We start from the raw sequence: 11,767 nt of genomic DNA on the forward strand, positions 1-11,767 counted from the left end.
CTGGAGCTCCCGATGTGGAACCTGCCGCCCGCCGATAGCGTGTTGCATCTGTTGTCGTGGATCGCGCTCGCGGCGCAGGCGATGACGGCGGCGCTTGCGGCCGGCCGTCGCAGCATGGACTGGATGGGCGTCTGCCTGCTCGGCGCCATCACGGCGCTCGGCGGCGGGACCCTGCGCGATGTGCTGCTCGGGCATTATCCGCTGGCCTGGGTCGCGCAGCCCTCGCTGCTGCTGCTGACCTTGCTGGCGCCGTTCGTGACCATCGCGATGGCGCGCGTCGTGCACCGGCTGACCATGGCCTTCCTCGTGCTCGATGCCATCGGGCTCGTCGTGTTCACGATGTCGGGCTGCACCATCGCCTGGCAGATGAACGTGCCGTTCGGCATCGTCATCGTCGCCGGCATGATCACTGGCTGTGCCGGCGGCGTGCTGCGTGACATCCTGTGCAACGACGTGCCGCTGCTGTTCCGTGCCGAGCTCTATGCCAGCGTGTCGCTGCTCACCGGGCTGATCTATGCGACGGGCCTGTTGTTCGGTCTCGGCAGCGGCATCCTGACCGCGCTGACTTTCGCCTTCGGCCTGTCGTTCCGGCTATTGGCGATCCGCTACAAATGGAACATGCCGCAGTTCGTGTTCACGGGGGAGGGCCGGAGCTGACGCATCTTTCGCGATGCACAATGAGCCAGCTTGCGGGGTCAGCGCCGGCGGCAACGATTCGGTAACTGTCCGCTTGCCGGCGAGAAGCCATGGCGGACATCATCCCATTTCGCGCGAGCGGCGGTTTTCGACACAAACCGCAAAGACCGACGCCGTCGGCTGCCATGAAATTGCGATTTCGAGTGGCTGCCCTGCATCCGCGAGATTTGTGATGCGCATTCTTGAAAAGCAGACTTAAATCATTGGCAGATCGCGCGCTTCCGCCGGACAGCGGCTCGGCGCGCACCCCGATAAAGCACGGCAAGAGGGCGGAATGGGCATCAACGAGAGCGAGATCAATCTCGACCAGAAATACACCGCAAGCTCCGGCCACATCTTCCTGACCGGCATCCAGGCGCTGGTGCGGCTGCCGATGGCCCAGATCCGGCGCGACCGCGCCGCCGGCCTCAACACCGCAGGCTTCATCTCCGGCTATCGCGGCTCGCCGCTCGGCGGCTACGATCAGCAGCTGTTCTCCGCCCGCAAACATCTCGAGCAGTACAACATCAAGTTCCAGCCCGGCGTGAACGAGGACCTCGCGGCGACAGCCGTGTGGGGCTCGCAGCAGCTGCATCTGTCGCCCGGCGGCAAGTATGACGGCGTCGTCGGCATCTGGTACGGCAAGGGCCCCGGCGTCGACCGCTGCGGAGACGTGTTCCGCCACGGCAATGCCGCGGGCTCGGCCAAGAACGGCGGCGTGCTGTGCCTCGCCGGCGACGACCATGGCGCCAAATCCTCCACCGTGCCGCATCAGTCCGACCACGCCTTCATGTCGGCGCTGATGCCGTATCTCTATCCGTCCTCGATCCACGAGATGATCGAGATGGGCCTGCTCGGCATTGCGATGTCGCGCTATTCCGGCTGCTGGGTCGGCATGAAGGTCATCACGGAAACAGTCGAGACCACCGCCGAGATCAATCTCAACGACGAGATGACGCCGTTCGTCATCCCCACGGATTTCGAGCTGCCGCCGGGCGGCCTCAATCTGCGCTGGCCCGACGACCGCTTCGAGCAGGACCGCCGGCTGCAGGACTACAAGGGCTTTGCCGCGATCGCCTTTGCCCGCGCCAACAAGGTCAACCGCATCACGATGGATTCCCCGAACGCCCGCTACGGCATCATGGCGTCGGGCAAGAGCTACGAGGACATCCGCCAGGCGCTGCGCGAACTCGGGATCACCGAGGAGGTCGCCGCCAAGATCGGCTTGCGCCTCTACAAGATTGGCATGCCCTGGCCGCTGGAGCCGGAAGGCGTGCGGCAATTCGCGGTTGGTCTCGAGGAGATCTTCATCATCGAAGAGCGCCGCGAGATCGTCGAGAACCAGGTCAAGCAGGAGCTGTTCAACTGGCGCGACGACGTCCGCCCGCGCATCGTCGGCAAGATGGACGACCACGACAAGCGCTTCCTGCCGTTCGCGACCGAGCTCTCGGTCGCCTCGCTCGCGACCTCGCTGACCGAGCGGCTGCTTCGCCTCGACCTCAATCCCGAGATCAAGGCGATGCTGCGCGCCAAGGCCGACTGGTTCAACGGCCGCGACGCCTCGCAGATGCAGCTGGTCTCGCCGGTGGCGCGCACGCCGTATTTCTGCTCGGGCTGTCCGCACAACACTTCGACCAAGGTGCCCGAGGGCAGCCGCGCGCTGGCCGGCATCGGCTGCCACTTCATGTCGCTGTGGATGAACCGCAACACCGAGACGTTCACGCATATGGGCGGCGAGGGCGTGCCGTGGGTCGGCATCGCGCCGTTCACGGGCGAGGAGCACATCTTCGCCAATCTCGGTGACGGCACCTATTTCCACTCCGGCAGCCTCGCGATCCGCCAGGCGGTCGCCTCCAAGGCCAACATCACCTACAAGATCCTCTACAACGACGCCGTCGCGATGACCGGCGGCCAGCGCCATGACGGCGATCTGTCGCCGCAGCAGATCACCTTCCAGCTCCATGCCGAGGGCATCCGCGAGATCTATCTGGTCTCGGAAAATCCCGACGCTTATCCGGCCGACAGCATCGCGCCGGGCGTCAAGCTGGCGCATCGCGACGAGCTCGAGAACGTCATGAAGACCTTGCGCCAGACCAAGGGCGCCTCGGCCATCGTGTTCGTGCAGACCTGCGCCGCCGAGAAGCGCCGCCGCCGCAAGCGCGGCACGATGGAGGACCCGCAGCGCCGCGTCTTCATCAACCCGGCCGTCTGCGAGGGCTGCGGCGACTGCTCGGTGCAATCGAACTGCATCTCCGTCGAGCCTTTGGAGACCGAGCTCGGCCGCAAGCGTGTCATCAACCAGTCCTCGTGCAACAAGGACTATTCCTGCGTGAAGGGCTTCTGCCCGTCCTTCGTCACCATCGACGGCGGCAAGCCGCGCTCGCGCGCACCGGCCGAGCTCGGCGACATCGGCGAGATGCCGGAGCCCTTGACCAAGCCGTCGCTCGACCGGCCCTACAATGTCGCCGTCGGCGGCGTCGGCGGCACCGGCGTGCTGACCATCGGCGCGCTGCTCGGCATGGCCGCGCATATCGAGGGCAAGGCCTCGATGATCCTCGACATGTCCGGTCTCGCGCAGAAGGGCGGCGCGGTGCTCAGCCATGTCCGGCTGTCGCAGAACACCGCGGATGTGACCTGCTCACGCATCGTCACCGGCACCGCCGATCTCGTCATCGCCGCCGACGAGGTGGTGGCGGGCGCCAAGGAGACGATCACCTTGTGCGACAGCGAGCGCACCCATGGCGTGATCAACAGCCACCTGATCCCGACCGCCGACTTCGTGCTCAACCGCGATTTCAATTTCCAGAACCGCAAGGTGACGAGCCTGCTGGAGACCGCGCTGCGCAAGGACGCGACCTTCTTCGACTTCACCAAGCCGGCCGAGGCGCTGCTCGGCGACTCCATCGCCACCAACATGATGATGATGGGCTATGCCTATCAGAAGGGCCTTCTGCCGCTGTCGGCGGAGGCCATCGAAAAGGCGATCGCGATCAACGGCGTCGCCGTCAAGATGAACACCGAGGCGTTCCGGCTCGGCCGTCTCATCGTCGTCAATCCCGAGCGTGTCGCCGGCATGATGACCGGCCAGGACGAGACGGTGCCGCCGAAATCGCTCGATGCGATGACCTTGGACGAGATCATCGCCCACCGCACGGCGCATCTCACCGCGTATCAGAACGCACGGCTGGCCAAGCGCTACCGCAAGCTGGTCGACCAGGTCCGCGAGGCCGCTGAGAAGGGCGGCTATGGCGAGGCGCTGCCGCGCGCGGTCGCGATCAATTACGCCAAACTGCTGGCCTACAAGGACGAGTACGAGGTCGCGCGGCTGTTCTCGGACGGCACCTTCGAGAAGCAGCTCCACGACGCCTTCGAGGGCGACTACAAGGTCTCCTTCAACCTGGCGCCGCCGATCTTCAACTCAGGTCTCGACCCGCAGGGCCGCCCGAAGAAGAAGAGCTATGGCCCGAGTATGATGAAGACCTTCCGTCTGCTGGCGAAGCTGAAGGGCCTGCGCGGCACGCCGCTCGACATCTTCGGCTACTCGGCCGAGCGCAAGATGGAGCGCGACCTGATCGCCGGCTACGAGAAGGACGTCGCCACGGTGCTGAGCCTGCTGTCGCCGGCCAATGCCGAGATCGCCGCCGAATTCCTGTCGCTGCCCGACAAGATCCGTGGCTACGGCCCGGTCAAGGAGAAGGCCGTGCAGGATGCCAAGGTGCGCTACGCACAATTGGCCGCCGACCTCGCCAACCCGCCGCCCGCGCCGCGCCAGATGGCGGCCGAGTAGGGCGCCACACGCGAGGTGTCGTAGAGTGGGCAAAGCGCCGCCACCGGCGGCGCGTGCCCACCGTCTGGCGGCGTGTTCATTGCTCGATGGCGGGCACGTCGCGCCGCTCCGCGTCGCGCCTTTGCCCCCCCTACGACATCCTCGTGTCTCTGTGATATTCGACGCTTCAGGCTCGTAGCGGGCGAGGATCAATGATGCGGCGCATGGGATGTTTGGCTGTGATGATGTTCATGGCGTCGCTGTCCGCGAGCGCCCATGAGTTCTCGATGCAGGGCGTTGGCCCGGTCCGGCTTGGCATGACCGTCGCACAGGCCGAGCGCGCGCTGAAGGCAAAGCTGGGGCCGGTCTTGCCGCCATTCGCGAGGGATTGCTACGTCACCGGTCGTAGGGACGGGAAAGACAAAGCGCTGTCCTACGTCATCGTCAATGGACGGATCGTCGTCGTGACCGTGTTTCTCCGCGACTATGCGAAGCCGGATCCGGCCGTCGTCGATGCGAACGGGATTGGGGTGGGCGCGACGGAGGCGGACGTTCGCCGCGGATATCCGCAAGTCAAGAAGGAGCTGTCGCCCGACTTCCGGGGCATCAGTCCGGAGCAGGCCGAGGAATTCGCACGCGACCGCGCCCGCCACGGAGTCACCGAGCCGGAGCCCCCGCCGCATTATTGGATGATCGCAGAGGGAAGCGATGGCAAGCGCGCCATCGTCTTCGAGACGCAGGATGGCAAAGTCCTTTCCTTCAGCGTTGGGCTCAAGCCTGAGGTTCTGCTCAACGAGAATTGCATTTGACCATGCCCGTCGTGCAGATTTTGCTTTACGAAAACCAGAAATCATGCTCTATTGTCGCTATCCCGTCTCACTTCGGAGGGGCGTTGCGCGCGATCGTCACGACACGCGAGGCGGGGAGCGATGGCCGCGAGGAAGCCGCAGCGTAGCTTGCTACGCGGACGAACGGTTTTGCGCGGACGTGAAGTCGCAGCGTGCTGGCACCCCGATGCTGGTGTCACGTTCGTGACGGCGCTCGCGCGCCGCGCGGGCAATGGTGGCCAACAAGCCCGGCGCACCAGGCAGACTGCGTATAAGCGTGAAGACCATCGCGCAGGGAAGGCCGGGCGTTTCTCGGCTGCACCTGTGGTACCTGCCGCCTGCATTTTTTCTCGCAGGCGGGCCGCAGGCGTCAGTCGACGCCTGGCCTTCCCTGCGCCCTCCGAATTGATGAGGGTGAAAGAGATCAGCATGACTCGGGCAGAGATGTCGCGGGAACGCGCTCTCGTGTAGTTCGATATCGGCTCGCTCGCGCTACACCCATCGGTGTCGTCCCGGGCTTGACCCGGGACCAATACCCACCGGCGGATATTATTAGACTTGATGGTCAACCAGTGTGCACTCTCACACCCGTCTGTGGTTATGGGTCCCGGGTCAAGCCCGGGACGACGGCGGAGTCGGAGGCGCGATCGCGCTCCATCTCCACCCGGCGGAATATTTTCTGCGCTCGCCAAGACGCTTGCCAAGCCTCCTGCAACGGTCCAGAAAATCTCCAACCATCGGGCAGGAAACGACGACAAGCGGAGACGGAATTGACCATCAAGGGCAAGGCCTACATTGCCGGGATCTACGAGCATCCGACCCGGCACGCACCGGACAAATCGACCGCGCAGCTGCATGCCGAGGTCGCCAAGGGTGCGCTGGAGGATGCCGGGCTCAGCGCCAGGGACGTGGACGGCTATTTCTGCGCGGGCGATGCGCCGGGCGGCGCCTGGCCGATGGTCGATTATCTCGGGCTCAAGGTGCGGCACATCGATTCCACCGAGACCGGCGGCTGCTCCTATCTGATCCATGTCGGCCACGCCGCCGAGGCGATCGCCGCCGGCAAGTGCTCGATCGCGCTGATCACGCTCGCCGGCAAGCCGCGCACCGGCCCGATGCCGCCGCGCGCCGCCGGCGCGGAAGCCGATTTCGAGATGGCCTATGGCGCGACCACGCACAACGCCTATGGCATGTGCGCCATGCGCCACATGCACGACTACGGCACCACCTCCGAGCAGCTCGCCTGGATCAAGGTCGCGGCCTCGCATCACGCGCAGTACAATCCGCATGCGATGCTGAAGGAGGTCGTGACGGTCGAGGACGTTATCAACTCGCCGATGATCTCCGATCCGCTGCACCGCATGGACTGCTGCGTCGTCACCGACGGCGGCGGCGCGCTGATCGTGACAACGCCCGAGATCGCCAAGAGCTTGAAGAAGCCGCTGGTGCGTTTGATCGGCCACGGCGAGGCGATGAAGGGGCCGCGCGGCGGCAAGGATCTCGACCTCACTTACTCCGCCGGCGTCTGGTCAGGGCCGCGCGCGTTCGAGGAGGCGGGTATCACGCCGAAAGACATCAAGTACGCCTCGATCTATGACAGCTTCACCATCACCGTGCTGATGCAGCTCGAGGACCTCGGCTTCTGCAAGAAGGGCGAGGGCGGCAAGTTCGTCGCCGACGGCAATCTCATCTCCGGCGTCGGCAAGCTGCCGTTCAACACCGACGGTGGCGGCCTGTGCAGCAACCATCCCGTCAACCGCGGCGGCATGACCAAGGTGATCGAGGCCGTGCGCCAGTTGCGCGGCGAGGCCCATCCCAAGGTGCAGGTGCCGAACTGCGATCTCGCCATCGCTCACGGCACCGGTGGACTCCTCGGCGTGCGCCACGCCGCCTCGACCTGCATTCTGGAGCGCGTCTGATGTCTGAAGCCAAGAAACTGCCGGCCCCCGTCACCAACCCGGAGACCAAGGCGTTCTGGGACGCGGCCGCCGAGGGCAAGTTCCTGATCAAGCGCTGCACCGCCTGCGGCGAGGCGCACTACTTCCCGCGCTCGATCTGTCCGTTCTGCTTCTCGGATCAGACGGTGTGGGAGCAGAGCGCGGGCGAGGGCGAGATCTACACGTTCTCGATCATGCGGAAGTCGCCGACGGGCCCGTATGCGATTGGCTATGTCACTCTGAAAGAGGGGCCGTCGTTGCAGACCAATTTCGTGGACTGCGATTTCGATAGCTTGAAGATCGGCCAGAAGGTGAAGGTGGTGTTCAAGCCGACGGATGGCGCACCGCTGCCGTTCTTCACGCCGGTTTAGGTGAGGGCACAGATGCGTCCACGCGTCATTGCGAGGAGCGAAGCGACGAAGCAATCCAGGGCGTCTTGCGCGGCCCTGGATTGCTTCGCTTCGCTCGCAATGACGATGGAGGGCGAGCTTTGCACCCCATAACAAGTGTGGAGGGTGGGCAAAGGCGCGGAGCGCCGTGCCCACCGTGATCGTTGCAAGAAAGGTGGCGGGCACGCTGCGCTTTGCCCACCCTACGATGAAGAAATTCAGGGAGGCGACATGCCGATCAACTACGATGAGCTGATGGCGATGAAGGCGATCGGGCAGCCCTATGCCTACACCGATCGCGACGTCATGCTGTACGCCTATGGCATCGGCATGGGCGCCGATCCGATGGATGAGCGCGAACTCGCCTTCGTCAACGAGGCCACGGCCGAGCCGCGGCCGCTGAAGGTGGTGCCGACCTTTGCGTCGGTCGCCGCATGGGGCGCGGGCCCCGGCGACATGAAGCTCAACCGCGTGCTGGTGGTCGATGGCGAGCGCGACATCACCTTCCACAAGCCGCTGGCGATCGCTGCGAAGATCACCGCGGACTCCTCCGTCCTCGCCGTGTCCGACAAGGGCAAGGACAAGGGCGCCGTGATCCGCCATCAGACCATCCTGCGCGATGAGAGCGGCGCGCCGCTGGCAACCCTCGTCGCTTCGCGCTTCGCCCGCGGCGATGGCGGCTTCGGCGGTCCGGCCAGTGGCATCCCCGATCCACATCCGGTGCCGTCACGTGCGCCGGACCGCAGCGTCGACATTTCGACGCGTCCCGATCAGGCGCTGATCTACCGTCTGTGCGGCGATCGCAACCCGCTGCACTCCGATCCCGAATTCGCCCGCCGCGCCGGCTTCCCGCGCCCGATCTTGCACGGCATGTGCACCTACGGCCTGACCTGCCGCGCGGTGCTGCAGACCTATGCGGACTACGATGCCTCGGCGTTCAAACAGCACGCGGCACGGTTCTCCTCGCCGGTGTTTCCGGGCGAGACGGTCACGGTCGATCTGTGGAAGGACGGCAACGTGATCTCCTTCGAAGCGCGGGTGAAGGACCGCAACGTCACCGTCATCAAGAACGGCAAGACGGTGCTGAGTTAGGAAGGCACGGACCGTGGTCTCCCTCTCCCCGTTCTTCACGGGGAGAGGGTGGGGTGAGGGGCGGCCACGCCCACCGGACTCGCGGAGAGTCCCCCTCACCCGGATTGCATCTTCGATGCAATCCGACCTCTCCCCGCACGCGGGGAGAGGTGAACAAGCGGCGCGGAGCTGCAACCGTAAAGCGTAGGAGGACACCCATGGGACTGCTCGACGGCAAGGTGGCGCTGATCACCGGCGCAGGTGGCGGGCTCGGTGAGGCCTACGCAAAACTGTTCGCGCGCGAGGGCGCGGCGGTGGTGGTCAACGATCTCGGCGGCCCGCGCGACGGCTCCGGCTCGGACCTGTCGATGGCCGAGCAGGTGGTCGCCGCCATCAAGGCCGAGGGGGGCCGCGCGGTTGCGAACGGCGCCGACATCTCGACCATGGCCGGCGGCCAGTCGGTGTTCGAGGACGCCATCCGCCATTTCGGCCGCGCCGACATCCTGGTCAACAATGCCGGCATCCTGCGCGACCAGACCTTTGCCAAGTCGAGCGAGGCCGACTGGGACAAGGTGATCCAGGTCCACCTCAAGGGCACGTTCTGCTGTACCCTGCCGGTGTTCCGCTGGATGCGCGACAATGGCGGCGGCGTCATCGTCAACACCTCGTCGACCTCGGGCCTGATCGGCAATTTCGGCCAGTCCAACTACGGCGCCGCCAAGGGTGGTATCTGGGGCCTGTCCAACGTGCTGGCGATCGAGGGCCGCAAGTACAACATCCGGGTCTGGACGCTCGCGCCCGGCGCGCTGACCCGCATGACCGCCGACCTGCCGCGCTACAAGGAGAACCCCGGCGCGGCGCTGACGCCCGAAGGCATCGCGCCAGCCGTGCTCTACATGGTCAGCTCCCTCTCGGGCGATCAGACGGGGAAGGTCCTCGGCGTCTCCGGTCCGCGCGGCGTGCGCGAGTTGCGCATGATGGAAATGGACGGCTGGAAACCGCCATCCTCGGCCTGGAAGGCCGAGGACATCGCGGATCATGCAGGGGAGATATTCTTTTCGGAGGACGAGATTCGAAAGTCCGCGCGGCGGTTTTGATGTATGTCTGGCCCCGTTCCGGGGGCCCGCCGAAGCTCTGCAGAGCGAGGCGAAAGTGAGGTTCCGGAATCCAGAACGATGATCGGCCAGATCGACTCCGCGCCCTGCGCCGGGCAGCGCCTTGCGGAACGACGCCAGAGAGATTGGAGACCAGACGATGAAGCTCACCGCCGCCGCCAAAGGCACCTTCGCGATCGCGCCGACGCCGTTCCACGATGACGGCCGCATCGACGAGGCCTCGATCGATCGCCTGGTCGATTTCTATGCCGAGGCGGGCTGCGACGGCATCACCGTGCTCGGCATCATGGGCGAGGCGCCGAAGCTCGACGCGACCGAGTCCGCCGAGGTGGCGATCCGCTTCGTCAAGCGCGCGAAGACCATGCAGATCATCGTCGGCGTGTCGTCGCCGGGCTTCGCCACGATGCGCGCGCTGGCCCGCGCCACGATGGATGCGGGCGCAGCCGGCGTCATGATCGCGCCGCCGCCGAGCCTGCGCACCGACGACCAGATCACCAACTATTTCAAGCAGGCGCAGGACGCGATCGGCGAGGACATTCCCTGGGTGCTGCAGGACTATCCGCTGACGCAGCAGGTCCAGTTCACGCCCTCCGTCATCCGCAAGATCGTGATGGACAGCCCGTCCTGCGTGATGCTCAAGCACGAGGACTGGCCGGGTCTGGAGAAGATCTCTGCACTCCGTGCGTTCCAGAAGGACGGCTCGCTGAAGCCGTTGTCCATCCTGTGCGGCAATGGCGGTCTGTTCCTCGACTTCGAGATGGAGCGCGGCGCCGACGGCGCCATGACCGGCTACGCCTTCCCGGAGATGCTGGTCGACGTCGTCAAGCTGTCGCAGGCCGGCAAGCGCGACGCCGCGCATGACCTGTTCGACGCGCATCTGCCGCTGGTGCGCTACGAGCAGCAGCCCGGCGCGGGCCTCGCCGTGCGCAAATACGTGCTGCAGAAGCGCGGCGCCATCGCCTCGAGCGCGCAGCGCAAGCCGGCGTCCGGCATCAGCGCCGCGGCCAAGGCCGAGGTCGACTATCTGCTGTCGCGCGTCGCTCGCTATGACGCCCGTGCCAATTTGCAACCCCGAGCCACTGCCGCGGAGTAACCATGGCTGACGCTGCCGCCGTTCGTCCCGCCTCGACCGTGCTGCTGCTGCGCGACAGCGCAGCGGCTCGGGAGATCGAACTCTTCATGATGGTGCGTCACCATCAGATCGAGTTCAACTCGGGCGCCCTGGTGTTTCCAGGCGGCAGCGTCGACAAGGGCGATCGCGAGATCGCCGGCAACCCCGAGCTCTATGCCGGCGATCACGGTCTCGATGCAGAGGCGCTCGGCTTCCGCATCGCCGGCGTCCGCGAGACCTTCGAGGAGAGCGGCATCCTGCTGGCGCGCCGCAAAGGCGCGCAGGCGCTGATCGAAGCGGACGCCGCCCGGGCCATCGAGGCCGAGCATCGTCTCGCTTTGTGCGAGAGCAAGATCAGCTTCCGCGACGTCATCGAGGCCCATGGCCTGGTGCTGGCGCTCGATGCCCTCGTGCCCTACGCGCACTGGATCACGCCTGAGGGCATGCCCAAGCGGTTCGACACCTGGTTCTTCCTGGCGGCCGCGCCGCCGGCACAGCTCGGCGCCCATGACGGGCGGGAGTCGACCGATTCCATCTGGCTGTCGCCGCGCGAGGCGCTGGCCGGCGGCGACGACGGCCGCTTCAAGCTGCCGTTCCCCACCACGCGCAACCTGATCCGGCTGGGCAAGCAGGCCACCGTTGCCGACGCGCTGGCGACGGCGCGGGATATGGCGATCGTGACCGTGATGCCGGTCATGACCAAGACGGCCGACGGTGGCCGCCAGCTGCGCATCCCGCGCGAGGCCGGTTATGACGGGGAGGTGTTCGAGTTCGGTGCGGCCGGTTAACCGCACACGGTATTTTTCCTGCCTTCGGGGATGCGCCGAAAGCCATTGTTCCTTATTTGTTCACGCAGCCGTTTGACGGCTGGTGTAT

At 65.8% G+C, this 11,767-nt stretch carries 9 protein-coding genes; all 9 read left to right on the top strand.

The genetic code is table 11. The features are described from left to right. Nucleotides 1-12 precede the first annotated feature (12 nt). Nucleotides 13-657: a trimeric intracellular cation channel family protein gene (locus ACQR1L_RS15285; protein ID WP_434858742.1), complete on the top strand. Its 645-nt coding sequence runs from the start codon at nt 13-15 to the stop codon at nt 655-657. A 313-nt stretch (nt 658-970) separates the two neighbouring features. Continuing rightward, nucleotides 971-4,462 carry an indolepyruvate ferredoxin oxidoreductase family protein gene (locus ACQR1L_RS15290; protein ID WP_434858743.1) on the top strand — a complete coding sequence of 1,164 codons (3,492 nt, stop codon included), beginning with the start codon at nt 971-973 and terminating at the stop codon, nt 4,460-4,462. Between the two features lie 230 nt (nt 4,463-4,692). After that, the gene (locus tag ACQR1L_RS15295; RefSeq protein WP_434858744.1) at nt 4,693-5,250 is read left to right on the top strand and encodes a hypothetical protein; all 558 of its coding nucleotides are present in this window, start codon (nt 4,693-4,695) and stop codon (nt 5,248-5,250) included. Nucleotides 5,251-6,038: 788 nt separating this feature from the next. Further along, nucleotides 6,039-7,187 (top strand): thiolase domain-containing protein, encoded by a 1,149-nt coding sequence (locus ACQR1L_RS15300; RefSeq protein WP_434858745.1) that lies wholly within the window; start codon nt 6,039-6,041, stop codon nt 7,185-7,187. Continuing rightward, complete coding sequence (locus tag ACQR1L_RS15305; protein ID WP_434858746.1) at nt 7,187-7,576, top strand: Zn-ribbon domain-containing OB-fold protein; 390 nt, start codon at nt 7,187-7,189, stop codon at nt 7,574-7,576. Before ACQR1L_RS15300 ends, ACQR1L_RS15305 begins: the two co-directional genes overlap by 1 nt. 249 nt (nt 7,577-7,825) lie before the next feature. Continuing rightward, nucleotides 7,826-8,686 carry a MaoC/PaaZ C-terminal domain-containing protein gene (locus ACQR1L_RS15310; protein ID WP_434858747.1) on the top strand — a complete coding sequence of 287 codons (861 nt, stop codon included), beginning with the start codon at nt 7,826-7,828 and terminating at the stop codon, nt 8,684-8,686. A 197-nt stretch (nt 8,687-8,883) separates the two neighbouring features. Continuing rightward, nucleotides 8,884-9,762 (top strand): SDR family oxidoreductase, encoded by an 879-nt coding sequence (locus ACQR1L_RS15315; protein ID WP_434858748.1) that lies wholly within the window; start codon nt 8,884-8,886, stop codon nt 9,760-9,762. 157 nt (nt 9,763-9,919) lie between these two features. Then, nucleotides 9,920-10,873 (top strand): dihydrodipicolinate synthase family protein, encoded by a 954-nt coding sequence (locus ACQR1L_RS15320; protein WP_434858749.1) that lies wholly within the window; start codon nt 9,920-9,922, stop codon nt 10,871-10,873. Between the two features lie 2 nt (nt 10,874-10,875). Beyond that, on the top strand, nt 10,876-11,679 hold the full coding sequence (locus ACQR1L_RS15325; protein WP_434858750.1) for an NUDIX hydrolase: 804 nt from the start codon (nt 10,876-10,878) through the stop codon (nt 11,677-11,679). The last annotated feature ends 88 nt before the right edge of the window (nt 11,680-11,767 follow it).

Origin of the sequence: Bradyrhizobium sp. HKCCYLR20261, from assembly GCF_051168435.1 — a bacterium.
Taxonomy (GTDB): domain Bacteria; phylum Pseudomonadota; class Alphaproteobacteria; order Rhizobiales; family Xanthobacteraceae; genus Bradyrhizobium.